The sequence below is a fragment of the Halalkalirubrum salinum genome (assembly GCF_005543295.1).
Taxonomy (GTDB): Archaea; Halobacteriota; Halobacteria; order Halobacteriales; family Haloferacaceae; genus Halalkalirubrum; species Halalkalirubrum salinum.
The window spans coordinates 75421-101682 of the sequence record NZ_SRSG01000010.1 but is presented as its reverse complement, the minus strand read 5'-3'; the positions used below and the strand labels follow the sequence as shown (position 1 = coordinate 101682).

The window sequence follows — 26262 nt, the reverse complement described above, 5'->3', positions numbered from 1 at the left end:
ATCGAGGGTGCCTCTTTTGATTCGACGTTGAATATACTGTCAGACTATATGTCGTTCATCACAGCCTCCGGCGATCGATCAGGATCGCTGCAGTGGCGATCGGCAGGATACACCACGCGAGAAGCGTCGCAGCGAGCACACTCGTTGAGAGGGCGGTTCCCGCGAGTGCGTCAGCGAATCCGCCGGTCGTTGCACCGAGCCCACTCAACACGAGCACCCGAAAGGCGCTCGCCGGATTCGCGAGCACAAGCGCCGACAGCGCGACGTCTGGCAGCGAAAACGCCGCAACGAACCCAAGCGAGAGCAGGTCGTGGATCAACACGAACCACACCCACACGAGCAGTGCCGCTCCGAGCGCGTGTGTCTTCTCGCGGGCGATCGTCGAGATCAGGGTCGCGATCGCGAGGAATGCCGCCGCGAGCACAATCGCTGCCACGAAGAACTGGAGGTACGATCCCCAGTAGGCCGCGCCAAACTCTCGCAGCAACAACACGCCGGTGAACCCGAATCCGACGACGACCGCGCCAGTAAGGGTGAGCAGCCGCCCGAGGTACGTTCCCACGACGACATCGCGTCTCGCGATCGGCAGCGAGAGGACGACCGCGAGCCACCCGTCGGCTTCACGGCCGACGATCGCGTCGTACCCGAACGCCAGCGCCGCAAGCGGAACTAAGTACACCGCGAGGCTCGCCAGCGAGGCGACAACCCGCTCTAAGCCCTCTGGACCGACGGCTGAACCGCTGAATGTGAGGATCATCGCACCAAAGAGGGTAAACAGCCCAGCGAGTGCGATCACCCAGCGACTGCGAACCGCCAGTCGGTACTCCGTCGCCCCGACGATCCCGATGTGACGGACGACGGCTCGCCAGCCATCCGTCGACGCAGTGGCGTTGACGTGCCCGATCGTATCCGTCGCTGCCTCGACATAGCCACCGTCTGAGACGGCCCGCTCGTCCGGATCGATCTCGCCTGCCGTGGCCATATCTCCGTCTGTCGTGCCGTTATTGTTCATGAGGGTACCTCCGCCAGTTCATTGCGTTCGTCTGGTGAGCCGCCGACTGCCTCGTGAAACGCCGCATCGAGCCCCGATCGCTCAATCGTACCGTCATCGAACTCGACGGAGTCTCCGACGAGTTCCGCGACAGGACCGCTCGCACGAACCGTGCCCTCGTGGAGGATGGCGATCTGATCACAGAGGCGTTCGACCTCCGAGAGGACGTGCGAACAGAAGACGATCGTCGCCTCAGTCTCTGCGCCGATTCGTTCGACAATTTGATGAAACTCGGTTACTCCACGCGGATCAAGCCCGGCAGTCGGCTCGTCGAGGATCAACACTGACGGTTCGGCGAGCAGCACAGCCGCGAGTCCAAGCCGCCGCTTCATCCCATTCGAGTACCCCGAAACTGGCCGATCCGCTGCCTCGGGTGAGAGGCCAACTCGATCGATCGCGTCGGCGGTCCGGCCGTCGGCAGATAGCCCACGGACGCGGGCGTGGAACGCCAGTACCTCTCGTCCGGTTAACGACGCCGGAAAGCCGATGTGTTCCGGCAGATAGCTGACGTGCTCTCTAATCCGTCGCCCCGCGTCGGTCACCGACTCGCCGCCAACGGTGATCGTTCCCTCGTCGGGACGATCGTGGCCGATGAGCAGCTTGAACAGCGTCGTCTTCCCGGCTCCGTTGGTCCCGAGGATCCCAAAGGTCGATCCGTCGGGGATCGATACTGAGAGTCCGTCGAGGGCGGTCACGTCCCCATACGTCTTCCGTACGTTTGTTGCGTTGATCTCCATGGTCTTCCTGTTGAGTGCGCTATGTTTCGTGGCTGGTCGGCTCTTTGGCGACGTACCGCTTCCAGTCGTGTGGTGGTTCGGTCAGCGGGTGGTGATCGACGACGCCCGGCGAGTCGACGATCGGGAACGAGCTTTCGGCCATCCGGACAGCCTCAAAGGCAGGGCTATCTGCGAAGATTGCGGCCTGCGGATACTCGGCGATCAGGTGTTCAACGAGGCCGGCCGGTCGGTGTCTGATCTCGCTTGTCCCGTCACCGTTTCGATCGAGTATCCGTGCATCACTCCAGTAGTTGCCACGGTCAGTGTCGTTCCACTGGTGGAGTTTACCGGTCGACACCGCGACTGCGCGACCGTTCTCAACGAAGCTGTTTCCAGCAAGGGTCTGCCCGCTACTGCCCGCAGAGCTGTGGATCCCGATATCGTTTCCCAACACGAGGTTGTCCGTGATCCGGTTGTGCTGTGCGTTGTAGGCGTACAGGCCGTTTTTGTTGTCGACAATCGTGTTGTTCGTGAGCGCCGATCGCTCGATGTCCTTCGCGAGGATTCCGTGCCCGCTCGTGTCGGTGTTTCGCACCGCAGTGTTGTTTTTGACCACGAGCTCGTCGCTCACCATGAGTGCGTAGCCGACGCCGTTGTCGACTGCGGTGTTGTTCACGAGACGATTTCCGTCGGAGTACATGTAGTGGACGCCGTAGCGAGTATTCCACATCGTGTTGTTCTCCGCGGTCACGTTGCTCGCCCACGAGAAGTACAACCCGTCGCGGGTGTCGGTGATCTCACTGTCGCGAACGACGGTGTCGCTCGTCTCGAACAGTTGAATCCCGTTTCCTCGCTCTGTCACTGGGTGCACGTCAGATTGACCGTCGATACGGACGTCTGCGATCGTCGCGCGATCGGCACCGTCGATCCAGATTCCGAACGCCGAGTCGCTCACTCGAACCGTTTCGATCGTCGCGCCGTCGCCAGCGATGAAGATTCCTGCATCTTCCTCGGTGAGATCTGTCCCAGAACCACGGACCCAGACGCCTGAGACGGTGACATTCTCGCCGCTAATCGTCACCACGCGTCCCTCGTCGCCGCCATCGATGACCGCACCGCTCTCATCAGCAACGATGGTGAGATCGTCGACAGAGACGTTCACCCGCTCGTCGAACCGTCCTGTGAGGACGACTGTGTCGCCCGGCTCAGCGGCGTCGATTGCTGCAGAGACACTCTCGTACGTCTCGCCGTTGATCGTCGCGGTTCCCGCCGCATCAGGGGCAGTCACCTCGGCTGCGGCCGTTCCAGGGGCGAAATCCGCCGCCGCGGTCGGGTCCATCGGCTCTGCATCCGGTGTCGCTGCGACGAACGGCACGGCAACGGCGACGAGCACGATCGCGCAGGCGAGCGCAAGGAACCCGATCTCGGTGGCGGTATTATGCATGATCGTTTGTGTCTCCAGTCAGTTGTTTCTCGTCTCGGTTCCGGGGATCGAGTTTCGTCTGTACCCGTTGGGTCTGTGATCGAACGATCGCTGGCACGTCTGTGAACCGGGCGTCGGTGTCCCGTGCGAGGAACGCTGCAACGAGCAGGACAAACGCAATGAACGTCATGTAGCCGCCGGGGCCAAACCACGCGAATCCACTGATGTTCGCCACCTGGTAGCTGCCCAACAGTGGCGGTGTGAACCCTTCGACGCCGGCGATCGGCGCGTCTGGATCCAGCGAGTGCCCAGCCTGGTAGAGCCGGAACTGGATGAACGCAAACAGGGCGATGAAGACCCCGATCGTCCCGACGAGCTGCGCGGTCAACCCGAGCTTGAGCTTGCGGACGGTTGGGGCGAGCGCGACGAACACGCCCGTCGCCGAGAGCGCGACGAAGACGATGGGACCGAGGAGCCACTCCGGCGTCGCGATCGACTTCTCGTGAACCGGGAAGTTCGGCTCGATGAACACCGGATCGGGATAGTAGAACCCAACGTACTTGTTGAGTCCATGGACCTCCAGGTAATCGCCGCCCAGCCGTGGATACGCGTACAAATCAATAAACAGCGCCTCGCCCGGATACTGCGGCGCAGTGAGCGTGATCCGCCACACTGGGACGAGTAGTGCGCCGAGCAACAGCGCTGCGGCTATTAGCGGGAGGCCGCGTCTGAGTTCGCCGAACCGATCGATCGAGGGTACCATGGATTTGTGTCTCGTGTTTTCGTGTGTGGTTATTCCGCTGCTCTAACGATGAGCCGCGAACGCATTTCGAGGTGCAGTGCACTGCAGAAGAACCCACAGTAGAACCAGTAGACGCCGGGCTTGTCTGCCTCGAACGTCACCTTCCGCGTCTCCTGTGGGGCGACCTTCACATTGATATCGTACTCGGGAATCGCCACCGAGTGGAGGATATCACTCGTCGTCTCGATGTTCGTCACCTTCATCTCGACAGTATCGCCTTCGTTGACGATGATCTCCTCGAACCCGAACTGGTTCCGCTCGGAGTACATTTCGACGGTAACGCGGTCGCCGTCGCGCTCGATCGACTCATCACCCTTTGCTGTCGGTTCCAGCTCGAGGTCTTCTGGGTCGTACGTGGACGCGGGTTCGATCTTCGAGCGGTGACAGATCGACGCGTCGTGCGGTTCGGCGTACGCCGGCGAGTCCTTCATCAGCTGCATCCCCTCCTCGTCGTCGCCGATGTAGATCAGCTGGTCATTTTCTGGGTGCATCGGACCGACCGGGAGGAATCGGTCTTTCGAGAGCTTGTTCAACGAGATGAGCCAGTCGCCCGCAGGATCGGCAGTGTACGACTCTGCGGCGATCAGGTGCCCAGGGTTGTAGTGGACATCGATCTTTTCGATCACCGGGCTTTCGGACCCGGGCTCGGCCTCCACGGCCGCCTCGATATCCCATTTGACTACCTGCGAGTCGATGAACAGCGTCGTGTACGCGTGTCCGCGGCCGTCGTAGGCGGTGTGTAGTGGCCCCAATCCAAGCTGTGGCCGGCCGACGATCGCGTCTGCGGGGTCGTCAACCTCGTCGATCATGTCGATTTCGATGACCGACGCTGTCGGGTCGAGTTTGCCGCTGGCGATCGCGTACTTGTTGTCCGGCGTGACGCTCACCCCGTGGGGGCTCTTCGGCGTCGGGATGTAGTAGACGATCGGATCGTCACCCTCGTTCAGGGGGCTGTCTTTTCGACCGTCGACGACCGGCACGTCGTTTATCATCTCGTATTCGCCAGCCTCGACGGCTTCCTCGATCGCCGGGAGGTCGAAGGCTTTGACCATGTCGCGGTCGTCGCGGGTCATTCCTTCCTCGTTTGTTGCTCCCTCGCTGTTGTAGCCGGTCGCAAAGAACCACCGACCCTCCTTGCCGCCGTCGCCATTGTCCATGTTGCCGTCGACGAGCACCTCCCATTCCACGTTCATCGACTCGGGGTTGATCGCCGCGATCACCGATCCGTACGCGTCGGGGTCTTCGAGGTCGCGTCCGTCGTTCGGAACCGGGACGCGGAACTCGCCGACGCCGAATATGAGGTCGGTGTCAGGCAAGCGGGCGCACGCGCCGTGGGTTCCTTGCTGGTTCGGGATGTCGACGATCGCGTCCGTCTCGAAGTACTTGAGGTTGATTCGGGCCATCCGGCCGTTCGCTTTGTCGTTGACGTACGCGAATCGGCCGTCGTAGTCGTTGTCGGTCTGGCTCAGCCGTGGGTGGTGGGTGTCTCCCCACGTGTACCCGCCGGCGTCTTCGAGCATTTCGCGGGTCTCGTCGTCGAAACCGTACCCACGGGCGCTCTCGCGGTTGAACACCGGAATCTGCATGATTTCGCGCATCGACGGGATCCCGTACACCCGGATGTTCCCGGAGTGGCCGCCGCTCAGGAATCCGTAGTACTCGTCCAGTTCCCTCGGTGGGATTGTATGATCGGCTCCAGCCGCTTCAACCGTACCGTCGTCACCGTTGCCGTCGCTGCTCAGCATGCTCGTACAGCCAGCGAGGCTGCCAAGTGCGCCGGCTGCTGCGCCAGCTTTCATGAAGCCTCGGCGATTAACCGAGAGGCTCGGCAGCGTAAAGCCGGCTTCCTCGGCTGTCTCGCGTGTTTCCGTGTCAGTGCGTTCCCCAGCCGTCGGGTTGGATTGCTCAGATGACATGAGTTGTGTGCCGGCTTCGTCGAGTGCCGCTCACGATTCAGCGTTTGAACACGGCGTAAATAACCTACGCGGGTTTCTATCGGTCAAGAACACCTCCCGAATATGTTCGTCGTTACATATACCCCCAATACAGAGACCCGCCGCTCGCGTATTCGACAGACCCAAATAACCCTTGAGTTTGTCGAGGATTCGGACTCTATTCGTTCGGGTACGGTGTCGAGTCCGGCGGCTACGTGATTGCGCTTTTCGAGCGGAACAGCCTTGCCCGATCGCCTGCTTGTCAGCGGTATGACCGACTTGGCCGATCGCGAGTGGCGGCTCATCCGCGAGGACGTTCGTCCGGGACCGATGCAGATGGCACTCGACGAGATCGCCGCCGAAACAGCCGCCGCGGGCGGGCCACGAACCATCCGAGTCTACCGTTGGGAGCCGAGTTGTCTCTCGCTTGGCTACGCACAGGCAACTGATACCGTTGACTGGGAATTCTGCGAGGCCAACGACATCGACGTGACTCGCAGACAGACCGGCGGCGGCGGCATCTATCATGACTACGATGGCGACATTTCGTACTCGATCGTCGCCCCAAAATCCGAGCTTCCGGGCGATCTGATGGATTGCTATGAGCTGTTGTGTGAGCCAATCTTAACTGCCTTTGATCGGATGGGCGTCCCCGCGTCGTTCGTCGGGGAAGCACACCCGGCGATCTACGAGCCAGCCTGCTACCTCCGTGGGCTGCACCCAGCTCACGACATCGTCGCGAACGGGCGAAAGATCAGTGGCAACGCCCAGTATCGCCGAGCGGATGCCGTGATCCAACACGGCTCGTTGACCTACCACGTTGACGCCGAAACCCACCTTGACGTCTTTGCGGACCCCGACGCGCCCGACGGCTCGGTCCCCGTGTCGGTCGATCGATTCCGCGATCGGGTGACCGGAATCGACGAGGAAAGCGAGATATCGCGGGCGGAGGCGGTGTCGACGCTCGAGGAGACGCTCGCGGCGTGGGTTGCTGCGGTCCCCGGCGAGTGGACCGACGCGGAGCTGTCGGCCGCTCGCGATCGCGTCGATGAAAAATACAACGCAGACGCGTGGGTGCTCGAACGGTAGCCAAACTGTCTCAATCGAGTGTCAAAACCAGTACCTACCGATCGCTCACACCCCGTCATAGCAATCCGTCCCGAACCCGTCCGGCGGATCGAAGTTCATTTGTTCATCCGAATCCTGTCTCAGTTAATGACAGTTCGCGTCGGTGCCCACGTGTCGATCTCTGCCTCGAAAGCTTCGAACGATCCCGAAAAACCCCCTCACGGCAACATCGCGAATGCGGTGTTCAGACAGGAACAGTTCGGCGGGAACTGCGGACAGATCTTCACCCACTCGCCGCAAGTCTGGCAGAACCCCAATATCGACGACGGCGAAGCCGACTTGTTCAAATCAGAGACTGACGCGACCCTCGAGGGCCCGTGGGTTATCCACTCGTCGTATCTCGTGAACCTCTGTACCCCGAAAGACGGCCTTCGCGAGAAGTCGATCGACTCGATGCAACGAGAGATTGACGCAGCCGAGCAGCTCGGAATTCCGTACGTCAATGTTCACCTCGGTGCACACACCGGCGCGGGCGTCGAGGGTGGGCTCGAAAACGCTGCAAGCGCGCTCGACGAGCTGTCGATCCCCGAGGGCGTCACAGTACTCATCGAGTCTGATGCTGGCAGCGGCACGAAACTCGGCGGGAAGTTCGAACATCTCGCCCAGGTTCTTGAGCTGAGCGAGCAGGATCTCGACATCTGTCTGGATACCGCCCACGCCTTCGCCGCTGGCTATGACCTCTCGACCGCAGAGGGTGTCGAGGAGACGATCGCAGAACTCGACGACGTGGTTGGTCTCGACCATCTCAAATGCGTCCATCTCAACGACTCGAAACACGCCTGCGGGACGAACAAGGACGAACACGCCCACATCGGTGAGGGACTGATCGGGGAGGAGGGGATGAACGCGTTTGTCAACCACTCCGCGATCGCTGACGTTCCACTGGTGCTCGAAACGCCGACTGAGGACGGCAAGAGCTTCGCGTGGAACATCGATCGGGTCCGAACGCTTCGTAACGAGGCCTGAGTCGAGATGCGTCGGTTCTCGGCGGCGTACCTCTCGCGCACTCGTGCGGGGATGTGGGCCGATTCGATCGCCGCGCTCTCGGACCTCGATCTCCCGAACCGCCGTCGGATTCTCGATGTCGGGTGTGGAACCGGCGAACTAACGCAGGTCCTTGCAGCCGCGTCGCAGTCTGAGAACACGAACGCAGCACCCGCACGCGTCGTGGGGCTCGACGCCGATCGATCGCTGCTCGATGTCGCACAGTCTGAGACTGATCTCGAGTATGCTCAGGGTGATGCGACCGCACTTCCGTTTGCTGACGACGCGTTCGACCTCGTTGTCTGCCAGGCGTTGTTGATAAACCTCCCTAAGCCAGCCGCAGCGCTCGAGGAGTTCGCCCGCGTTTCTTCGGATCTCGTGGCGACGATCGAGCCGAACAACGCTCACGTCGGAGTCGACTCGACAGTCGAGGCCGAACAGCGACTCGAACAGACCGCACGAGATGCGTTTGTCCGCGGCGTCAACACAGACGTCTCGATCGGCGATGCCGTCCCGTCGTTGTTCGACTCGATCGGTCTCCAAGAAATCTCGACGGCGCGGTATCACCACGAAAAGCGGACAGAGCCACCGTACTCCTCGGCCGAACTGTCAGATGCAGCAGCGAAAGCCAGTGGATCGGGACTCGACGATCACGCCACAGAACTACGGCGAGGGCTCGACACCGAGACAGCACCAACGTCGTACGACGAACTTCGTTCGCAGTGGCGCGAGATGGGCCGATCGATCGTCGAACAGATGCAGGACAGCTCCTACCGCCGCGTTGAGGTCGTTCCGTTCGATGTCACGGTCGGTCGAGTACCTTCGGACACATAGTGCCGTGAGTACCTTCGGACACATAGTGCCGTGAGTACCTTCGGACACATAGTGCCGTGAGTGCCTGAACTACACCACGTCGCCGCGGACGCTTACACCCGTTGCCTCCGCCCGGCGCGATCGGACCACGTCGGCTGCTTCGCTCGCCTCCTCGGCGTCCATTCCGAGCATCTCGAGCGCTCCAGAAAGCGTCGGGAACGGGAGTTCTCCGCCGCGGAGCTTCTCCATCGTGTCCTCGCCGCGGCGACCGTCGAGCCACAGACAGACCCCGCGTGGGTCGAGGATCTGTTCGTAGGCATCCTGTGCAAGGGCTCCCTTCAGCCGCTGGGTGACGTTGTCGTCGAAGCTCGCGTTACAGACCTCGAGGTGAATCGGCTCGTCGGCTGCAAGCAGATGGGCAGCGAGGCACTTCTCAGGTGCTGCGTAGCCGCCGTCGTTCGCGCGGATGTATTCGGGGAACTGTTCGGCCCACTCTGTGCGGACCGTTCTGCCGATTCCTTTGACCCCGTGGCTCTCTTCGAACTCTGTGGCAGCGTTGCCGTCCGATCGCATAAGGATATCCTTGGTGACGTACACGTCGAGTCGATCGATCGGATCTAACCCCAGAGCTACATCCCCGTATACCCAGATCTCCCGTATCGGGACTGCCATTGGTTCAGATTCGACGGTATCGATGAGTGTCTCGACGCGGTCGAGTGCGGCCGATCGATCCATTGTCATATGATACGATCCTGAGCGATGATACCCGTTTCGGCCTCGATCTTCGCTCGAATCCTCACTCGAAGTACGCCGCGAGCCGGTCTGCAGCCTCTTGTACCCTCGGTGTTACGAGTGCAAACCGGAGCCATTCGTCGCGAGCGGTGCCGAACGTTTCGCCGGGCATACCTGCCACCCCAGCCTCATCGATCAGTCGCTTTGTGTTCGCCATCGTCCCCGGGAAGTCCTCGAACCGCGCGAGTACATAAAACGACCCCTCAGGCCGGCTGTAGGCCGCGCCTGCGGCATCGAGTGCGGCGGTAAAGGCGTCGACGCGATCGCGAACCGTCTCTCTGGCGGCTTCGTAGTACGCCGGCGGAGTCGATCGCAACGCCTCGTAAACGGCCTGTTGGGCCGGCCTGCTCCCAGCAACGTTGACGAGCATGTGCCGCGTCTTCGCTGCAGCAACGAGGTGTTCTGGAAAGATCACGTAGCCGACCCGAAAGCCGGTGATCGCCATCGATTTCGAGAAGCCGCTGGTGACGACGACGTTCGCTGAGTCGATCGCCAGCGCGCTCTCGAAGGTCCCCGCGAGATCGAAGTGGTCGTACACTTCGTCAACGACGACGAGCGCATCGTGGGTCTCTGCGGCCGCAACGATTGCCCGGATCGATTCGAGGTCGTAAATCGCGCCAGTCGGGTTGTTCGGCGTGTTGAGGACGATACACGCGACCTCGTCGTCGATCGCTGCACACATCGTGTCAACGTCGAGCGAGCCGTCAACGTTCGTCGGCACCAACTCGGGTTTCCCGCCGAGCAGCGTCGCTTTTCCTGGGTAATACGGATACACCGGATCTGGGAGCAACACTCGATCGCCGCTACAGGCCTCCATCGCGCGCGCCATCCCGAGGTAGTTCGCCTCGCCGGTCCCATTTGTGACGATAATCTGATCTGGATCGACGTTCCGGCGCGCGCCGATCTCGGTTTTGAGGTCGGCCAGTCCGTCGCTCGGTGGATACTGAAACGCCGACGGCTCACCGTCGGCATACTTGTGTAGGCCTGCTCTGATTGCTTCTGGCGGCTCCCAGTCGGGATTACCGCTGACCATGTCGATGACGTCGCGATCGGCGTTCGAGGCGTATTGCATCAGATGAAAAAACTGCGGCGTCTCGTAGTCCATATCTACACCACGATCGGCGTCGTGTTCGGTGTTTCGGAGCTACTATGCACTCTGGCCGCTGGTAATAGGTAACACCCGAAGGGATGGCAAGTTATTTGACAGCTCTTTGCAAATAGTAGTCAAATAATGAAACGCGCTGGGTCATCGTTCTCTGGCGGCGAGTCGAAACAGCTCGTCGAGGTTCTCTCGGAGCTCAAGCAGATCGGATCGAACATCCTCGTCACCGGCGAAGTTGCGCCCAACGTCTCGTTCCACGCGACCCAGGAGCTGCTTGGCTCGACAAATAAATGCCGCGAACGAATTCTCGTTTCAACGGATCTGACGATCGAACCCGATCACTACCTCAGACAAGGGTACATTCCAGCGCCGCGCGTTATCGACGTCGGAACCGACCAGCTGCGTGGTGCCAGCGCCACTGAACATCCCTCCCCATCGACGCCAACGCCGAAGCCGCTCATCGACAGCCGGCTCCGCCCTCTCCAGACCCGGATCTGCGAAGAGATCGCCGACCTTGACGAGGAGTACGGTGACCTCGAATCCTCCCAGCTTCGGATGAGTCTCCTCACGCTCCGGCCGATCGTCGAGCGCTTCGATTACTACGACGCCGCGCGGTTCATCCGAATCATTGGCGGACTCGTCAAGGGCGTCGAGGGGATGGCTCACTATCATCTGCCGATCGACGACGACGATCCGCTCGTTGAGGAGTTCAAACACCTCTTCGACGCCAGGGTGGAGCTCCGTAGACAAGGAGACTTCCCGACCGAACAGCGCTGGCACATCCCACAGATCGACTACTCGACAGAGTGGGTTCGACTCTAGGTGATACTATGAGTGTCAAAAAACCAGAGGTCCGACCCTCGGAGGATCGCCGTGAACTCGAGATCTGGGATCCGATCGAACGCTCCTCTGTTGGATTCGGTTTCCCCGAGGCTGTCGAGGTCCGATCGTCAGATTCCGAGCTGTTTCACTTCCCGGTCGAGCATGCGGTGTGTGTCGAGACAGGGGCGATCGAGTTCGATTCGCTACAGGACGTCCATATTTGGACTGCAGATGGCGAGTTCGTCGCAGAAACAACGAACGGCAGCTCCGTCGAACTCCCACAGGACACGTACCTCATCGACTGTTCAGAGGGAATCAAGACGTACCTTCGGGTCGACTCGTCTGTCGTAGTCCGGTCAGACTTCTTTTCGACGACGATCGAGTTCGACCCGCGGACGGAACTCCATATCGGCTACCGGTCTATGCACGATCATCCTGCCGCGGAGATCCAAGTACAAGCAGACCCGTACTCGGTGATGGATGCCGTTTCGTACTTCGGATCTGCGCTCAAAACGCTCTCTCCGGAGCGATCGTATCCGACGCTCCGCGGGCATCCACCGACGATCTCGGTTGGCGAAACGACCGAAGTTCCATCAGCTCTTTCGCGGCCTGATAGTGGGATCCAATTGCACTGTCCGCCTGAGTACCGATACGTCTTCCCGGCTACGTCGCTGGCGTACTATCTTGGCGCGACGATGGTTCCGTCGTCGGATGCTCGGCTGGTTGGCCCAGGATGGGAGTGCAATTTAGGTACGACAGACCGTCCAGAAACGTACGACTCTGCCGTTGCGCGAACCCTCCAGCACATCTTTTTCTTTGATTGTCTGGCTCGCACAGAGGGCTATTACCAGATGCAGTTGTACGAACGATCCGAGTTCGAGAAGCGACACTCACTTGACTGGAGACGCCTATACGAACTTCCGATTGGTGATCGTGTTGGCCAGTACTTGGAGATTCCATTCGAAGATATTGTGGATCTTGTACCCGAATGGCGCTTGACTACAGATATCCAGCCCGATACGGAGTACGTCGAAGCGCTTCCGTACTTAGCTGGCGATCTCGCTGCCATTCGATGTCCAGAACTTGGCTCAACAAAGACAGTGAAATCGGCCCCAGAATCTGTCGGCGATTTCCTTCGGGACGCAGGAGCGGTCGATACACCACGTACCGCTTTCGTCGACGTTCCGGACGCGGCCTCTGTCGAACACACTTGGGTCGGCGATGCAGACCCAATCAAAGTCGGAAAAACGACGGTTGACTCGTTTAAAAACCGGCTTAGCCGCGAGTTGGAACGCGATGGAGACCTCGAAATCGCGGTGGCTGTCAACGACGACGCGATGAACACGGAACGGGAACGTCTTGAAGAGGTGTTCAAAGGGCTGCAGGGTGAACACGTCTCTATAGAAATTATTGAAAACTTGAGCACCGACGCCTTCCGGGAGCTTCTCTACTCCGATGTTGACTTCGTCCACTACGTCGGTCACGTCACTCCTGATGGGATCTTGTGCTCTGATGGTATGTTCGACGCGCGCGATCACGAAGGATACTCCGTCGATGCATTCATTCTTAACGGGTGTGCATCATATACGCAAGGACACGCACTCGTTGATGGGGGTTGCGTCGGAGGTGTTGTTACAACGAGCGAAGTGTTGAACGGTCCTGCTGTCGAGATTGGAGCGAAATTTATCCGGCTCCTGTTGGACGGATTCTCCTTGCGATCGGCGATTGATATCGCTCGTCAGGAACGACTAGTTGGGAACCAGTACATGGTAATCGGCGAAGGTAACCTCCAACTCGCCGAAGAAACGAACGTCACACCGTTTGTGTGTGAAGTAGTTGATTCACATGATGATATGTTTGAGGTGACGATTGAGACGTATCCGACTCAGAAGTCTGACATGGGGACGATATTTACACCACATATCCCACGAGTTAATCAGCGGTACCTTTCTTCAGGGTACATCGATACGATTAGCGTATCAAAAGACGATTTATATGCATTTTTTACCCCTACCTCAATTCCGATGATATACGAAGGAAAATTAATATGGAGTGATGAATTTGTATCACTGTTATAATCTTACACTTACGGTCCAACAACTGAAGAAGAGTTCGACGCTGCAACGTTCCCCGCCTGCGTCAATAACAACATCATCGTAAACAGGACGCCGATCAGCCGCGGGTGCTCTGCCAGAAACTGTGCCATCTTGCCGTTGTTGTCTTGCGACATACTATTCACATAGCTCGGGGAGATAATATAATTAATTTAAAGGTTCATATGTATTAAAGAAAAAACTTAGTCTGTGAGGGATTGACAGGATTCCATACACGTAGCTCTCAACCCTGTTATCCCTGAAATTCAGTCCTACGAGAAAGTCAGCAGGCTTATTGGTCGATCGCGTCCATCGCACTTCAGCGATCGCTTCCGGTATAGGCGTCGATCGCCGCTCGATATCCCTCTCGATACGTTGGATATCGAAGCTCGTAGCCAAGTTCGTTGAGCCGATCGTTCGAACAACGCTTACTCGTCTTGATCCGCCGCTTCGCAGCCGCCGAGAGCGATCCATCGGCGATCCGCTCCGCCTTTGTCTGCTTTGGCGGTGAATCACGGCCGCACTGGTCGGCCAGCCAGTCTGCGAACGTCCATTTGTCGGCTGGCTCGTCGTCGGCAACCAAGACGGTCTCTCCGCGCGCGAAACCTTCACGGAGCAAAAACGCGATCGATCCCGCTGCGTCCTCGCGGTGGACCATGTTGAGGTACCCCTCCGTTACCGGTCCCTCAAGATACCGCGAGAGGCGGTAGCGATCGGGCCCGTACAGGCCGGCGAACCGGACGACGGTGCCGTCGATTCCGTGCTCGGCTGTGCGTTCGATCGCGACTCGTTCAGCTTCCGCGAGCACCGCGGTTTTGTCCGTTGTTGGGTTGATCGGTGTCGACTCGTCGACCCACTCTCCATCGTGATCGCCATACACCCCAGTACTTGAGGTGTACACCAGCCGCTCGGGTGGGGTCGATCGCGTTCCGTACGCTTCGATCGCCGTTTCGAGCCCGTCGACAAAGATTTCTTGTGCGGCATCGGCACCGCGGCCGCCCGAACTTGCAGCGAAGACGAGCCACCGGGCGTCTGGCAGCGATTCGAGTGTCTTTGGTGCGGTCAGGTCCGCCTCCTTTGCGGTGAATCCGGCGGCCTCAATCGCGTCGAGACCGTCGGCGGATCGACGAACACCGACTACATCAAACCCTGCCTCAGTCAGCTGTCGGCCCAATTCGATGCCGACGTACCCACAGCCGAGAATTACGGCATCGACCTGCTCACCTACGGTGTCTGTTGGGTCGCTCATGTGCTGTCGTTTTGCGTTTCGATCACGTGCTGGATCGCCGCAAGGTGATCGAGTGTCATTTCAGTCCGGCCTTCCAGCGCCTGCTGGACCTCCTGTCCGGTCAGATCGATAGCGATCCGCGAGGCGATCGTATCCACGTCCAACACGCCGGTTGTCATGCCCATGAGCAAGTGATCGCGGAGTTCGTACACAATCGCGTCGGCGTCCGGCCGTTCTGGATCGAGTGCCAACACGGCCACGGCCTCTCGAACAGTCAGCTCAGGTGACTCACCAGCAGCGATCGCAGCCAGCGTTTCGGCAGCAATTCCGGTCTCCGAAGCAGCGGCCTCTACGTCTGTCGACTCAAGGACTGCTGCCAGCTGTTCGTCGTATGCTGCCCGCAGGGCGGACACTGTCCCTGCAGCCGGCTCCGACGCAGCGTCGTACAACATACTATTTATTCGAGGGTCGATCGAGAAAACGGTTGTCTTGCGGGCGGCCCATCCCGTTATTTCGGGTTACTCTTCGAGGAGCGACTCGATCGTCTTTCGGAGGTCCTCGGGCGTGTCTGCGATCGTATGGAGTTCCTCGACGTCCGGGACTGGATGATCCCTCGCGAAGCCGATTACTGTCGCACTTGCTGCGAGCGCCGCTTCAATTCCGTTTCGTGAGTCCTCGACGACGATCGCGTCGGCCGGATCGACACCGAGCTCGGAAGCCCCAGCGAGATAGACATCTGGTTCGGGCTTTCCGAGACCATCAATCTCGATAGCACTCACGATCGCCTCGACAGCTGGAAGGTCAAAACGGTCAACGACGGTTTTGATCCAGTCGGGGTGTGCTGATGAGACGATCGCAACCGCTACCCCTCGACTCGTCAGTGATTCGAAAAGTGAGTCGATCCCTGGCGTCAGCGAGACCTTTCGGCTGTATATGTCGATCGCCGCTTCGTGGAACATTTGGGTGAGCGCTTCCAGTGTTACGTCGCTGTCGTAGCGATCGACCAGTTCCGCTAGACTCTCGTCGTACGATCGGCCGGTCACTTCCTCCACCGTCGGTGTGCCGTCCTGGAGGTGCGGAAAAATAGTTTCACGCCATACCGTTTCCCAGTACTGCTCAGAGTCGATCAATACACCGTCCATATCGAACAAGACCGCGCTGTAAGTGTCCATTGTACGTGTCTCCGCACGCGATGGCAAAAAAGATCGTCTGTGAGTCGGCCGCTACCGCCGTCCATTGATTGGAAGTAGCGGCCATGATCGATCGCGTTGTCACTTCGCGTCCAGAAACCGCGGGGCAATATTGAAGAGTACTGCTTGCTCACTTGTTAGCATGAAAACAGTCCTCGTTGGTGTGGGTCAGGCTGGCGGGAAAATAACCACTGCGCTCGCGGAATTCGATGCACAAATGGGGTTCGGATCCGTTCTCGACGCACTCGAAATAAACACCGCTAAGGCAGATCTTTCTGAGCTCCCGATGGACACTGCTCTTATCGGGCAAGATAAGGTGAGCGGTCACGGTGTTGGCGGTGACAACGAACTCGGCGCGGAGGTTATGGAATCAGATATCAACGAAGTGATGGGCACGGTCAGTGAGAAAATCGACGCTCGAACTGAGGCAGTTGTTGTCATTGCTGGGCTCGGCGGCGGCTCGGGTTCTGGTGGTGCGCCCGTGTTAGTCCGTCGACTGAAACGCGTCTACGATATCCCAATCTATGCCCTCGGTATTCTCCCTGGCAAAGACGAGGGAACGCTGTATCAGGTCAATGCCGGACGATCGCTCAAGACGCTCGCCCGCGAGGCTGATTCGCTGTTGCTGGTCGACAACGACGCGTGGAAACAAAGCGGTGAGAGCGTGAGCGAGGGCTACGACGCGATCAATCAAAACATTGCCAGACGGTTTGGCTTGTTGTTTGCCGCCGGCGAGGCGACCCAGGGCGTTGCCGAAAGTGTCGTTGACACCAGCGAAGTCATCAATACGCTCCGATCGGGTGGGCTCGCGGCGCTCGGCTACGCGAGTTCACTCGCCAGCGACGATCCGACCGAGAATCTCAATGCGATCACGAGCACAGCTCGAAACGCGCTCCTCACGGGATCGAGCCTGCCGGGTGCGACCGATGCAGACTCCGCACTCTTAGTCATTGCGGGAAATCCTGAGCGAATCTCTCGGAAAGGTGTCGAGAAGGCGCGGCGCTGGCTTGAAGACGAAACTGGAAGCATGCAGGTTCGCGGCGGCGACTTCCCGATCGAGTCCGATCGGGTCGCTGCACTCATCCTCCTCGGCGGAGTTGAGCGATCAAACCGCGTCGAACGGTTTCTCGAACGCGCACGATTGGCACTCGAAGAGGAACGAGAAAAAAAAGAGACAGAGGTCGACCGCCGATCTGTCTTCGAAACCGACGAACTCGAAAATCTATTCTGATTGCGGTCTGGCCTACACGAGGCTCGCGCCGTCGAACGCCGTTCTGTTGTAATCAATCTCCATTAAGTCCATGATCGTTGGCGCAATGTCGAGGAGATCTGCATCGACGATTGATGCGTCTGGATCGTCGATCAAAAGCGTGGTGTCGTCGAAGCTGTGCATGCCGTTTCGCGGCCCGGTGGAAAAGACCTTGTCGTGACCTTTGAAGCCGGCTTTGAGATCGAAGCCGCCGTTTGGAATCGCAACGAGATCCGGTGCGATCTCGTCGTGATCGCCTCTGAAGGCCGTCTCTTTTTCAACGACTCGTGAACAGACGGGCGTCCCGTCGGGTCCGGTCAACGACTTGAGTTCAGCTTTCAGCTCTGCACGAACAGACTCGTACTCGTCCTCCGGGACGGTGCCGCGCGGCTCACGACCCTCGAGGTTGATGTAGAACCGTCCAGGGATTAACGAGTACGCGCGAGTATCATCGGAGATGTCTCCGAGCTCCTCGTGGTCGTCATCCTCGTAGGACAACCACCCGTTCTCTTCGAGCCACGCGTTGAAGTGGACCTCATAATCGAGGGACGTAAAGCCGTGATCGGAGGCAACGATGAGCGTCACGTCGTCGGGGAGTATCGATCGCAACTCACCGATGTACGTATCCAGCTGGCGGTAGAAATCCATGAACAGCTCTTTGTTTTCGCCATCGCGCTCGTAGTCTTTGAACAGGAAGTGGTTCACGCGATCGGTTGTCATGAACACGCCGAAAAACAGATCCCAATCATCGGCCTCAAAGTAGTGTTTAAACGCCTCGAAGCGGCGATCGAGCGTCTTGTTCGCGTGCTCCATGAACTCGGACTTGTCGTCTTTGTGGCCGAGTTTCGCGTTCACGTCGATGATGTACCCCTGTGATTCGAGCGTTTCGCGCAGTTCATCCGGATATGCGGCCTTGTCGACGCCGGGCGAGAGAAATCCGGATACCATTCGTTGGACGTTTCGCTGTGGCGGGAACGTGACCGGGACATTGAGGACAGTCGCGTTTCGACCCGCCTCAGTGACGCGATCCCAGATCCGGGTCGCTTGCACGTCACGTCCCATCGGGACATATGTGTCGTAGGACCCGATCTCTCTGTCTTGAAAACCGTATACGCCAGTCTCCCCCGGGTTTACCCCTGTCGTCAGCGCGGGCCAGCAGGCGCTGGACTCGGGCGGAACGATGCTATCGATCTCCCCGGCCGAGCCTGCTTCGGCCATTGCTGTCAGGTTCGGAAATGCATCCTCGTGGTTCGTAAGGAGGCTGAACGGCACGCCGTCGATACCAAGAAAGGCCACGCGCGGGGATTTCTCACCGCGGAGCCGATCGAACAAACCCATACATTCTCTTACCGGAGAGGGCCATAAGTAGTTTCAGTTTCGCGGAGATACTGGGCGGGACCTGTGACGGCTTGTGAGTGGTTCTCGCAGGTCCGCGGGCCGAAGGAGCAAAGTGCGAACCGCCCGAATCAATGGTATGGAGGAGTATCAGCGGAAACAACTGCTTGAGCGGATCGGCCGCGACGGCGCGACCGTTGGGGTCACCCTCCCGGAGTCGATCGAGATCCAAGGTGAGGAGATCGATCTCAGATCGTTTGTCTTTGAGATCAAACGTCGAGACACGATCCCCCGGGGCGAGCGCGATCGGGTTGAGCAGGCAAAGCGAAACCTCCGCCGCGAACGAACCGAGCGGCTCGCGCGTATCGATAACAACGAGGTGAGCTACGAGAACGGACAGGAAATCGCGTCGTCGATCATCGCGATCGATCGGGCACTGAACGCACTTGAACAGCTTGACCCAACTGACCTCCAGGCCGAAGCTGACCGGCAGGCGGCCGCAGACACCAAACGCTGGATGAATTTCCTGAAAAAAGCCTTGGGCCGCGAAGAGATGAGCGGCACGCGCGGTCGGACGTAATCTTCCTGATAACTATATGAGCAGAAACGACGAGATCGCGACACGACTAGAAGAGTTCGCTGACCTGCTGGAGGCCCAGGGTGTCGAGTACAAACCCAACGCCTACCGGCGGGCTGCCGAAAACATCAGAGACCACCCCGAAGCGATCGAACAGTTGGCTGCAACGGGGCAAGATGCAGTCGAAGCGATCGATCGGGTTGGCGAGGCGATCGCCTCGAAAGTCATCGAGTACGTCGAGACGGGGTCGATCAAGGAACTCGAAGAACTTCGCGAGGAGCTACCCGTCGACATGGCCGGACTCACCGCTGTCGAAGGCGTCGGCCCGAAAACCGTCGGAGCGCTCTACGAGGTGCTTTCGATTACAACCCTTGATGAGCTTGAAGCAGCCGCTGAAGCCGGCGAGATTCAGGAAATTAGTGGGTTCGGTGCGAAGACGGAGTCAAACATTCTCGAGAATATCCCGTTCGCCCGACAGTCCCAAGAGCGCGAGCGCCTCGGTGATGCCCGCCCAGTTGCTGACCAACTGTTGTCGTACATTCGGGGTCGATCGGCCGTCGAAACTGCAGAAGTCGCCGGCTCAATACGGCGGTGGAAAGACACGATCGGTGACATCGACGTCCTCGTCGCCAGTGACGACGGCAAGGCAGTTGTCGAGGCGTTTACCGACTGGGACGGCGCGGATGCGGTCATTGAGGCCGGTGAGAGCAAATCCAGCGTCCGCGCGGACGGCGTTCGGGTGGATCTCCGCGTTGTCGTTCCCGAAGAGTACGGCGCAGCGTTACAGTATTTCACCGGGAGCAAAGCCCACAACGTTCACCTGCGGAACGTCGCGATCGATCGCGGATTGAAACTCAACGAGTATGGCGTCTTCGATGTCTCAGATGTGCCTGATGACGAAGATAGCCAGCGAGCGGGTGTCCGACTGGGCGGTGAGACCGAGGCGGAAATGTACGGCGCACTCGATATGCCGGTGATTCCCCCGGAGATTCGAGAAGACACCGGTGAGATCGACGCCGCACTCGCCGGTGATCTGCCGGAACTTGTAGCCGTCGAGGACATCCGAGGGGACTGTCACACCCACAGCGATCGCTCGGACGGCCGCTACACGATCCGCGAGATGGTTGACGCGGCGGCCGATCGCGGCTACGAATTCCACTGCGTGACAGACCACGCCAGCGGCCCCGGAATTGTCTCTGGCGTTGGACTCTCGGACGATGACCTCCGCGAGTTGATCGCGACGATCGAACAGTTGAACGAGGACCGCGACATCGAAGTCTTGGCCGGCGTCGAGACGAACATTACCGCAGACGGTGGTGTCAGCACCGGCGACGACGTACTTGCAGAACTCGATATTGTCGTGGCGTCTCCACACACTGCGCTCGAAGGCGAGACCGAGGCGGTAACCGATCGCATCTGTCAGGTTATTGAACACCCTGAAGTCGACGTAATTGGTCACCCAACTGGCCGGCTTATCAACAGCCGCGAAGGGCTTGATCTGGATTTCGTTCAGATCGCTGAGCACGCAGCTACACACGAGACAGCCCTCGAGGTCAACTCGAATCCTGCGCGGCTCGATTTGCACGGCGAGGCCGTCCGGGCGGCGATTGACGCGGGCGCACCGATCTCGATCAACACCGATGCTCACGGGCCCGGTTCGCTCGAGTACGTGCGGTACGGCGTCTACACCGCTCGTCGCGGGTGGACCGAAGCCAGTGACGTAATCAACTGCCTGTCTCCCGACGAACTGCGATCGTTCCTCGATTGAGATGGTCCCGAGTGGCCCAAATGCAGCATCGTCTACCGAGCCGACCGATCGCTCTCAGCGCTTCCTCGTCGACGCCATGTTTGGCACGCTCGTCACCTATCTTCGGATGTGTGGGTATGATACCGTCTACGGGCCCGATATCGGGGTTGGGGCCGACGATCGGCTCCGTCAAATCGCCAAGTGGACCGACAGGACACTTCTCACGCGTGATCGTGAACTCGCCGAGCGAACGGACGGCTCGATCTTCGTTGCGTCGACAGCCCTTGACGAACAGCTTCGGTCGATCGCTGCCGCGGGTGTCGATCTAACGCTCCCGGCAGAACCACAGTACTGCGGGCGTTGTAACGGACACGTCACGCGATTTTGTGGCGACAGCGTGCCGGAGTACGCTCCTGAAGACCGTCGACTCTGGGCGTGTGAGTCCTGTGGACAGCTGTTCTGGAAAGGAAGTCACTGGGCCGACGTTCGCGATCGGCTCCAAGCGATTCGTAAAAAGTAGCTGGCTAGTCAGCGTCGAGTCCACTCCTCACAGGGGTCCATGTCGTCCATGAGCGCAGAGTGGTAGCCACAGTACGGCTGAATGCCGTCATCGGTCCGAACGTATTGAAAGTGCGAGCAACTGCCGCAGTAGCGATCGACCGGTCCATCCGACTGGGGACTCGACTGGTACTCAACGACTGACTCGTCGTTAGCCATGCCGCCTGCGGTTCCTTCGTTGGACGTGTTGGCAGCCTGCGTTCCTGCGGCGTCCGAGGGCCGGTTTGTTGTCGTTTTCCCTGCCGATTGGCCGTTCGATCGGGACTTCGGGCCGATCGTATCAACCCGGTCCGTGCTCGCGGTCTGGGACGGTGATGGCTGATCCATCGGTGAGGAGATTGTCTGTGTGGGCTCGCCGCCGTCGCTGGTCGGCGACACCGCGTTGGTTTGAGTTTCGACCTCACCGTCTGGATCGCTGCCAAACAGCCCGACACTTCCGAATCCCGAAAGGGGCTTTTCGACTTCGACGACCTTCGTCTCGCCACGGCGGGTGATGTTCATTGTGACGGTTCCGCCGGGATCGTTCCGCGTCTTGAAGTTGACAACCCCGGTGAACAGACACCAAAACGTCGTAATTACCCCGAGAGAGTACATCCCAGCAGTCGGTAGGGTGAGATCGGTTTGTTGGACCGCACAGGAGTTGCCGATCCATCCACAGGGATACGCGTGAACAAAGAGTGCAACGCCGAATACTGAGAGGCATGCCCCGACGACCGCCGCCGCCCGGGTGTTTCGGCTGGCCGGTAACACGGTGAAGATGCCAAGAAACACCGCTGGAACCCCGATCCCACCGAGAATACCACCGTAGAGCCGGATGTCGCCAAGCCCATAGCCGCGATTTAAAAGCAGCTCGGTCCCAGCGACGAGAATTCCGGCGACGACGAGAAGTACTCCCGCGGTGAACAACCCAGCTCCTGCGGCGAGTCGCCGTCTGCCCGTCCGGGTTGCGGCGTCCCCGTGGTACGCCTCGGAGAGACTTGTCATACCGGGGGGTACGATCGCCCGATACAAAACAGTACGTCAGACGATCGTGTGACAAATGGTATCATAATACTCGAGTGATCGTCGCTGCGGTGGTTCGAAAAGGTTACCCACCCGCCCGTCGAATCGCCGCACATGTCAGATGAGGACGCCGAGGACGAACCAGCGGTCGAACTCGGAACGGGCCCTTCCGTGGAGGGTGCACCGCTCGCCCGCGTTGCCTCGCGATTGACCTGGCCCGCGACAAAAAGCGCGATCGTCGAACAGGAAGGCGACAGTGAGATCCGCACGCCCGATGGTGCCACCGAACTATCGACTGTGCTCGAATCGATCGATACGACCTACTTCGACCGTCGCCAGACATTCATCGACGAGGTTACCGCCGTCGTCGGTACCGGTCCTGTGTTGACCGACGAGTAGTCACGACCCCCTCGCTTTTGCGTACGGCCGACAATATAGTGGTATGATGCTTCCGTTCGACCCCACGGAGATCACCCCCGAGATGTACGGCGAACACATGGCTGTTCTCGAAAGCGACCACGAATCCGCGATCGAGACGGTCCGTGAAATCTGCCTTGATGAGGGCTTTGGCATTCCAGTCGAGTTCTCACCCTCCGACATGCTCAACGAGAAAGTCGATGCGGGCCGCGATCCGTACTACGTCCTCGGCGCGTGTAACCCGGCGATCGCCGATCGGGCGCTGACGGCGACCGACAACAAGATCGGTGGGCTGTTCCCGTGCAACATGATTGTCTGGGAGCGAGCACCAAACGAGCAGGTCGTCTACCACGTGAGCATTATGCGGATCGCTCAAATGCTGGGCATGGCCGAAGATACCGACGAGATGGATGCGATCATCGCTGACACCGGGGAACTCGTTGCCAGTGTGTACGATCGTCTGGAGTCGCTGTGAACTGATCGCTGACCGGCTCGAATCAGTGTAACTTCAAAAATCAGCCAACTGCGTCTGTAATCCTGCAACCATCGTCGATTTTCGCCGAAGCTGTGCCATCGATACGGGAACGTGTCCTGCGACACCGCGGATCGCGTCTCCGAACGTCTCGGCCTCGCCGTGTTCGCCGTCGAACGCGTTTCTGACGGCTTCTCGAACCTGCCAGACGCCGACCGGCCCCCAGTAGTCATCGGAGACGTGCCGAACAATCAGAACTTTTGCTTGCCGGCCGATCGACTCGAGGTACTCAAGCACACCCAGCCGACTCGCGTAGTACGCGCCGGCGGTTTCCTCGACGTAGCTCGTTCGTCCCTCCTTGCCCTCTGCGTCTGCAGCGAGCCACATCCCCGCGGCTGGATCGGGATTCCAGATGCTTCCCGGCGCTTTCAGTTCGACGAGTTCGAACTCCCATTGTCCGGGGGCGAGGACGATCCAGAAGGCGTTGCCGAGGTGTTCGTTTCGATGAACTTCGACCGTGTCGATCGACGGCGCATCCCAGATCCGCCCTCGGAGGAACTGGCCAACTGTGTCGTCGACCGCAGTTATTGACCACCGTGTGGGAACGAGCCGGCGGTTCTCGCCCTGGCCAAGTGCGCCCGCCGAGAGGATCGTGTTGATGTCGTAGACGTCGAATCCGCGGTTGTAGAGGTACGTCATCGCGCCCTGGGCGGCCCAGTCGTCGTCTTCGAGTGTCTTTTTGACCGCCCGCGGGACGTGTGGATTCTCTGTCACAGCGGCGTTTCTGGCGATCGCCCGCGGTCCGGTCGGGGTCGCAACATCTTCGGCTGTTACGTCAAAATCAATCTCGGGCGGCTCGTCGAGGCCGATCTCGACTTGGACCGGCCTGTCGGCGATCGCAACCTCTCGCTGAACGCCCAGAAAGCCGTCCCACGCGTCATGCACGCTCGTTTCGACAGGCGATCGCTTCGTCGAGTTGAGCAGACTCGTCCGGCGCTCGAAGACGTCCTCGATGCTCACGCCCTCTCTGTACCACTCGGCGCTCGTCTCGAATCGCGCGGCGTCGGGTTCGTTGCCGACCGGTGAGAGTAATCCAGTCGAGACGTTCGGGTAGTTCGATCGCCCGACGAAGATCGACGGCGAGACGCTCCCAAACAGGTCACCGTTCTGGACGGTCTCTTCGAACCGAGTTTCGAACGCCGAGAGGTGATCGACGATCTCGTAGGACTTCTCCTCGACGAGGCGCCGACGCTCAGCGCGCTCGTTGACCTCGAGCTCGATGTAGTCGTCCAGCCGCATTCACCGGAAAGTACGCCGGCAACGATCAAGAACGTTCCCGTCCGAACCATCTTCATTGACTGCGTAGACGCGCTTACGCTTCGTCGGGTCCTTCACGCTGTAACCGCCGCGCGGCGAGGACGAACGCGGCGAGCACGATCAGGTACAGCTCACGACCGGTGACAGCAAACGGAAACAGCCGATCGACGGGTTCCGCTGGCGGTGGATCCCGGCTCGGCTCGACCGGATTGTTGACGTGAACGGTTTGTCGTGACCGTCGTTCGGGCTCAGGGGCGTCCGGGGAGAGGTCGACGAACGTCTGGGTCAGCCCGTCGCTCGTCGAGAGGACCATCTCTCCACTGAGCCGGTAGAACTGATCGCGAAGCGGCCACAGGGCATTGATTCCATCGAGATAGACGTAATCCAAGAGCAGGTGACCAAACCCCAGGGCGAACGTCCCTGCCCAGGCCACTCGAATCCACTGCTCACCCAGACGATCGCGGAGCAGCGATCGGTCACGAACCCGCGTATCGTACGCCATGAGTGCGGCGATCGCGGCCGGGAACAACAGCGTGTGCAATACCGTCCGGTGTGCGCCGGCCATGATCGGGCCAAGGACCGTGTCGAGATCCGGGAGTACGAGCAACACAACGAGGAATACCAGTGCGCCGCGGTCTTCTGTGCCCCGCAAGAGTGCAATCGCCAACACGAGTCCGAACGCCACGTGGACGACGGTTGATGGCATCAGCGATCGCCTCCGTCGGTTCCGATTGCTGGTTTGTTCGTTCGTTTTTCGACCCACGATTCGCCGAATCGTACCGCGAGCAACGCGACGCTCGAGACGACGAGAACCACCTGCCAGCCGGTTTCGACGATCGTTACCTCGCGGTCAACGTCAGCTGAGAGTCCGACATCCGGTTCGGGTGTGACCCACGTGGAGACGTGGTAGGTGGCGGTGGTGCCAGGGTTGTCGATCGCCAGCGGGCCGAGCGTCCCATCACCCCAGCCGATGTACGTTTGGACAATTCCGCGCTGGGTGGAGTACAGGAACCGTCCGTCTATCCGATAGAACGCGTCGTGGAACGGATACAGGAGGTTCACGCCCGAGTCACCGAAGAGATCGACGCCGATCCCCACGACGAGGAACGCCGCAAGCGAAACCCACGCGACACGGATCCCGTACCAGCCATACTGGGTACGGAGCCACGAGTCATCCCGCGACGTGTCCCAGTACAATACGATGCCGATCGCGAGGGGGATCCACGCGTTGTGCAACACCGCGTTCGTCCCGCTTTGCACTGCGAGGCTCGTGATCGCGTCCAGATCTGGGACAACTGCCGCGGCCGTGACGATCGCAACCGAGCGGCGATCGAACGCCGCTCCTAACAGCGCCGCCGCGAGGATCGCTCCAAGGGCGGCGGTCACGATCGTCGGTGCCATACGGATGACCTGCGGTTGCGTGTGAATAAAGCCCGCGCTATTATATGCACTCCGTCGATCGCCGCGACAGTCCTCCGACAAAAACACTATGCCATCACGCGGTCGACGT

Annotated in this window: 27 protein-coding genes; 11 read left to right on the top strand and 16 right to left on the bottom strand. The window is 59.7% G+C overall.

Annotated features, from left to right (window positions below):
• Positions 1–58 precede the first annotated feature (58 nt).
• Genes E5K03_RS03925 through nosZ form a run of 5 tightly spaced genes read right to left on the bottom strand, consistent with a single transcriptional unit; the run spans position 59 to position 5908 of the window.
• Positions 59–1012 carry an ABC transporter permease gene (locus E5K03_RS03925; protein ID WP_138005064.1) on the bottom strand — a complete coding sequence of 318 codons (954 nt, stop codon included), beginning with the start codon at positions 1010–1012 and terminating at the stop codon, positions 59–61.
• Positions 1009–1788: an ABC transporter ATP-binding protein gene (locus E5K03_RS03920; protein WP_138005063.1), complete on the bottom strand. Its 780-nt coding sequence runs from the start codon at positions 1786–1788 to the stop codon at positions 1009–1011. The genes E5K03_RS03925 and E5K03_RS03920 overlap by 4 nt, the downstream gene beginning before the upstream one ends.
• Positions 1789–1807: 19 nt before the next feature.
• A complete protein-coding gene (gene nosD / locus E5K03_RS03915) occupies positions 1808–3211 on the bottom strand; it encodes a nitrous oxide reductase family maturation protein NosD (protein ID WP_138005062.1) in 1404 nt (467 codons plus the stop codon).
• The gene (locus E5K03_RS03910; protein WP_138005061.1) at positions 3204–3953 is read right to left on the bottom strand and encodes a hypothetical protein; all 750 of its coding nucleotides are present in this window, start codon (positions 3951–3953) and stop codon (positions 3204–3206) included. The genes nosD and E5K03_RS03910 overlap by 8 nt, the downstream gene beginning before the upstream one ends.
• Positions 3954–3982: 29 nt before the next feature.
• Positions 3983–5908 carry a TAT-dependent nitrous-oxide reductase gene (gene nosZ / locus E5K03_RS03905; protein ID WP_138005060.1) on the bottom strand — a complete coding sequence of 642 codons (1926 nt, stop codon included), beginning with the start codon at positions 5906–5908 and terminating at the stop codon, positions 3983–3985.
• A gap of 288 nt (positions 5909–6196) precedes the next feature.
• Between nosZ and E5K03_RS03900 the strand changes: the two genes are divergently transcribed.
• From E5K03_RS03900 to E5K03_RS03890, 3 genes are all read left to right on the top strand, one after another.
• On the top strand, positions 6197–7015 hold the full coding sequence (locus tag E5K03_RS03900; RefSeq protein ID WP_138005059.1) for a lipoate--protein ligase family protein: 819 nt from the start codon (positions 6197–6199) through the stop codon (positions 7013–7015).
• A 126-nt stretch (positions 7016–7141) separates the two neighbouring features.
• Positions 7142–8020 (top strand): deoxyribonuclease IV, encoded by an 879-nt coding sequence (locus E5K03_RS03895; protein ID WP_138005058.1) that lies wholly within the window; start codon positions 7142–7144, stop codon positions 8018–8020.
• A 6-nt stretch (positions 8021–8026) separates the two neighbouring features.
• Positions 8027–8872, top strand: a complete 846-nt coding sequence (locus E5K03_RS03890; RefSeq protein ID WP_138005057.1) for a class I SAM-dependent methyltransferase — start codon at positions 8027–8029, stop codon at positions 8870–8872.
• A gap of 69 nt (positions 8873–8941) precedes the next feature.
• On the opposite strand, the gene E5K03_RS03885 is transcribed toward E5K03_RS03890, so the two are convergent.
• The gene (locus E5K03_RS03885) at positions 8942–9586 is read right to left on the bottom strand and encodes a DUF7095 family protein (RefSeq protein WP_138005056.1); all 645 of its coding nucleotides are present in this window, start codon (positions 9584–9586) and stop codon (positions 8942–8944) included.
• Between the two features lie 61 nt (positions 9587–9647).
• Entirely contained in the window at positions 9648–10748 is a 1101-nt protein-coding gene (locus tag E5K03_RS03880; RefSeq protein WP_138005055.1) for a pyridoxal phosphate-dependent aminotransferase, read from the bottom strand.
• A gap of 126 nt (positions 10749–10874) precedes the next feature.
• Here E5K03_RS03880 and E5K03_RS03875 point away from each other — a divergent pair, with 126 nt between their 5' ends.
• Both E5K03_RS03875 and E5K03_RS03870 read left to right on the top strand, forming a co-directional pair.
• Positions 10875–11567, top strand: coding sequence for a DUF7504 family protein (locus E5K03_RS03875; protein WP_138005054.1), 693 nt, complete (start codon positions 10875–10877; stop codon positions 11565–11567).
• 8 nt (positions 11568–11575) lie between these two features.
• On the top strand, positions 11576–13645 hold the full coding sequence (locus E5K03_RS03870; protein WP_138005053.1) for a hypothetical protein: 2070 nt from the start codon (positions 11576–11578) through the stop codon (positions 13643–13645).
• Positions 13646–13653: 8 nt separating this feature from the next.
• On the opposite strand, the gene E5K03_RS17075 is transcribed toward E5K03_RS03870, so the two are convergent.
• From E5K03_RS17075 to E5K03_RS03855, 4 genes are all read right to left on the bottom strand, one after another.
• Positions 13654–13797: a DUF7503 family protein gene (locus E5K03_RS17075; protein ID WP_171006585.1), complete on the bottom strand. Its 144-nt coding sequence runs from the start codon at positions 13795–13797 to the stop codon at positions 13654–13656.
• Between the two features lie 182 nt (positions 13798–13979).
• The gene (locus E5K03_RS03865) at positions 13980–14909 is read right to left on the bottom strand and encodes an SDR family oxidoreductase (protein WP_138005052.1); all 930 of its coding nucleotides are present in this window, start codon (positions 14907–14909) and stop codon (positions 13980–13982) included.
• Entirely contained in the window at positions 14906–15340 is a 435-nt protein-coding gene (locus E5K03_RS03860; protein ID WP_138005051.1) for a DUF5791 family protein, read from the bottom strand. The genes E5K03_RS03865 and E5K03_RS03860 overlap by 4 nt, the downstream gene beginning before the upstream one ends.
• A gap of 66 nt (positions 15341–15406) precedes the next feature.
• On the bottom strand, positions 15407–16060 hold the full coding sequence (locus E5K03_RS03855) for an HAD family hydrolase (protein WP_138005050.1): 654 nt from the start codon (positions 16058–16060) through the stop codon (positions 15407–15409).
• Between the two features lie 160 nt (positions 16061–16220).
• On the opposite strand from E5K03_RS03855, the gene E5K03_RS03850 reads away from it, so the two are divergent.
• Positions 16221–17309 (top strand): tubulin/FtsZ family protein, encoded by a 1089-nt coding sequence (locus E5K03_RS03850; protein ID WP_138005049.1) that lies wholly within the window; start codon positions 16221–16223, stop codon positions 17307–17309.
• Positions 17310–17321: 12 nt separating this feature from the next.
• Here E5K03_RS03850 and E5K03_RS03845 read toward each other — a convergent pair whose 3' ends face one another.
• On the bottom strand, positions 17322–18665 hold the full coding sequence (locus E5K03_RS03845) for an alkaline phosphatase family protein (RefSeq protein WP_138005048.1): 1344 nt from the start codon (positions 18663–18665) through the stop codon (positions 17322–17324).
• Between the two features lie 136 nt (positions 18666–18801).
• Here E5K03_RS03845 and E5K03_RS03840 point away from each other — a divergent pair, with 136 nt between their 5' ends.
• The 3 genes from E5K03_RS03840 to E5K03_RS03830 are packed head-to-tail and all read left to right on the top strand — an operon-like array spanning position 18802 to position 21506.
• Positions 18802–19242, top strand: a complete 441-nt coding sequence (locus E5K03_RS03840; protein ID WP_138005047.1) for a DUF5788 family protein — start codon at positions 18802–18804, stop codon at positions 19240–19242.
• Between the two features lie 16 nt (positions 19243–19258).
• Positions 19259–21007 (top strand): DNA polymerase/3'-5' exonuclease PolX, encoded by a 1749-nt coding sequence (gene polX / locus E5K03_RS03835; protein WP_138005046.1) that lies wholly within the window; start codon positions 19259–19261, stop codon positions 21005–21007.
• A 1-nt stretch (position 21008) separates the two neighbouring features.
• Positions 21009–21506, top strand: coding sequence for a Mut7-C RNAse domain-containing protein (locus E5K03_RS03830; protein WP_138005045.1), 498 nt, complete (start codon positions 21009–21011; stop codon positions 21504–21506).
• An 8-nt stretch (positions 21507–21514) separates the two neighbouring features.
• On the opposite strand, the gene E5K03_RS03825 is transcribed toward E5K03_RS03830, so the two are convergent.
• Complete coding sequence (locus E5K03_RS03825; protein WP_138005044.1) at positions 21515–22528, bottom strand: DUF7139 domain-containing protein; 1014 nt, start codon at positions 22526–22528, stop codon at positions 21515–21517.
• Positions 22529–22660: 132 nt separating this feature from the next.
• Here E5K03_RS03825 and E5K03_RS03820 point away from each other — a divergent pair, with 132 nt between their 5' ends.
• Both E5K03_RS03820 and E5K03_RS03815 read left to right on the top strand, forming a co-directional pair.
• Entirely contained in the window at positions 22661–22945 is a 285-nt protein-coding gene (locus E5K03_RS03820; protein WP_138005043.1) for a DUF5789 family protein, read from the top strand.
• 43 nt (positions 22946–22988) lie between these two features.
• The gene (locus E5K03_RS03815) at positions 22989–23438 is read left to right on the top strand and encodes a DUF302 domain-containing protein (RefSeq protein ID WP_138005042.1); all 450 of its coding nucleotides are present in this window, start codon (positions 22989–22991) and stop codon (positions 23436–23438) included.
• 33 nt (positions 23439–23471) lie between these two features.
• Here the strand turns inward: E5K03_RS03815 and nreA are convergent, their stop codons facing one another.
• The 3 genes from nreA to E5K03_RS03800 form a co-directional block, all read right to left on the bottom strand.
• Positions 23472–24734, bottom strand: a complete 1263-nt coding sequence (nreA, locus tag E5K03_RS03810; RefSeq protein ID WP_138005041.1) for a DNA repair protein NreA — start codon at positions 24732–24734, stop codon at positions 23472–23474.
• 73 nt (positions 24735–24807) lie between these two features.
• A complete protein-coding gene (locus tag E5K03_RS03805; RefSeq protein WP_138005040.1) occupies positions 24808–25458 on the bottom strand; it encodes a metal-dependent hydrolase in 651 nt (216 codons plus the stop codon).
• On the bottom strand, positions 25458–26153 hold the full coding sequence (locus E5K03_RS03800; protein WP_240729928.1) for a hypothetical protein: 696 nt from the start codon (positions 26151–26153) through the stop codon (positions 25458–25460). Before E5K03_RS03800 ends, E5K03_RS03805 begins: the two co-directional genes overlap by 1 nt.
• Positions 26154–26262 lie beyond the last annotated feature (109 nt).

Coding starts and splice junctions, on each gene's coding strand:
- E5K03_RS03925 (WP_138005064.1), bottom strand. CDS start 1,012: ATGAACAATAACGGCACGACAGACGGAGATATGGCCACGGCAGGCGAG.
- E5K03_RS03920 (WP_138005063.1), bottom strand. CDS start 1,788: ATGGAGATCAACGCAACAAACGTACGGAAGACGTATGGGGACGTGACC.
- nosD (WP_138005062.1), bottom strand. CDS start 3,211: ATGCATAATACCGCCACCGAGATCGGGTTCCTTGCGCTCGCCTGCGCG.
- E5K03_RS03910 (WP_138005061.1), bottom strand. CDS start 3,953: ATGGTACCCTCGATCGATCGGTTCGGCGAACTCAGACGCGGCCTCCCG.
- nosZ (WP_138005060.1), bottom strand. CDS start 5,908: ATGTCATCTGAGCAATCCAACCCGACGGCTGGGGAACGCACTGACACG.
- E5K03_RS03900 (WP_138005059.1), top strand. CDS start 6,197: ATGACCGACTTGGCCGATCGCGAGTGGCGGCTCATCCGCGAGGACGTT.
- E5K03_RS03895 (WP_138005058.1), top strand. CDS start 7,142: ATGACAGTTCGCGTCGGTGCCCACGTGTCGATCTCTGCCTCGAAAGCT.
- E5K03_RS03890 (WP_138005057.1), top strand. CDS start 8,027: ATGCGTCGGTTCTCGGCGGCGTACCTCTCGCGCACTCGTGCGGGGATG.
- E5K03_RS03885 (WP_138005056.1), bottom strand. CDS start 9,586: ATGGATCGATCGGCCGCACTCGACCGCGTCGAGACACTCATCGATACC.
- E5K03_RS03880 (WP_138005055.1), bottom strand. CDS start 10,748: ATGGACTACGAGACGCCGCAGTTTTTTCATCTGATGCAATACGCCTCG.
- E5K03_RS03875 (WP_138005054.1), top strand. CDS start 10,875: ATGAAACGCGCTGGGTCATCGTTCTCTGGCGGCGAGTCGAAACAGCTC.
- E5K03_RS03870 (WP_138005053.1), top strand. CDS start 11,576: ATGAGTGTCAAAAAACCAGAGGTCCGACCCTCGGAGGATCGCCGTGAA.
- E5K03_RS17075 (WP_171006585.1), bottom strand. CDS start 13,797: ATGTCGCAAGACAACAACGGCAAGATGGCACAGTTTCTGGCAGAGCAC.
- E5K03_RS03865 (WP_138005052.1), bottom strand. CDS start 14,909: ATGAGCGACCCAACAGACACCGTAGGTGAGCAGGTCGATGCCGTAATT.
- E5K03_RS03860 (WP_138005051.1), bottom strand. CDS start 15,340: ATGTTGTACGACGCTGCGTCGGAGCCGGCTGCAGGGACAGTGTCCGCC.
- E5K03_RS03855 (WP_138005050.1), bottom strand. CDS start 16,060: ATGGACACTTACAGCGCGGTCTTGTTCGATATGGACGGTGTATTGATC.
- E5K03_RS03850 (WP_138005049.1), top strand. CDS start 16,221: ATGAAAACAGTCCTCGTTGGTGTGGGTCAGGCTGGCGGGAAAATAACC.
- E5K03_RS03845 (WP_138005048.1), bottom strand. CDS start 18,665: ATGGGTTTGTTCGATCGGCTCCGCGGTGAGAAATCCCCGCGCGTGGCC.
- E5K03_RS03840 (WP_138005047.1), top strand. CDS start 18,802: ATGGAGGAGTATCAGCGGAAACAACTGCTTGAGCGGATCGGCCGCGAC.
- polX (WP_138005046.1), top strand. CDS start 19,259: ATGAGCAGAAACGACGAGATCGCGACACGACTAGAAGAGTTCGCTGAC.
- E5K03_RS03830 (WP_138005045.1), top strand. CDS start 21,009: ATGGTCCCGAGTGGCCCAAATGCAGCATCGTCTACCGAGCCGACCGAT.
- E5K03_RS03825 (WP_138005044.1), bottom strand. CDS start 22,528: ATGACAAGTCTCTCCGAGGCGTACCACGGGGACGCCGCAACCCGGACG.
- E5K03_RS03820 (WP_138005043.1), top strand. CDS start 22,661: ATGTCAGATGAGGACGCCGAGGACGAACCAGCGGTCGAACTCGGAACG.
- E5K03_RS03815 (WP_138005042.1), top strand. CDS start 22,989: ATGATGCTTCCGTTCGACCCCACGGAGATCACCCCCGAGATGTACGGC.
- nreA (WP_138005041.1), bottom strand. CDS start 24,734: ATGCGGCTGGACGACTACATCGAGCTCGAGGTCAACGAGCGCGCTGAG.
- E5K03_RS03805 (WP_138005040.1), bottom strand. CDS start 25,458: ATGCCATCAACCGTCGTCCACGTGGCGTTCGGACTCGTGTTGGCGATT.
- E5K03_RS03800 (WP_240729928.1), bottom strand. CDS start 26,153: ATGGCACCGACGATCGTGACCGCCGCCCTTGGAGCGATCCTCGCGGCG.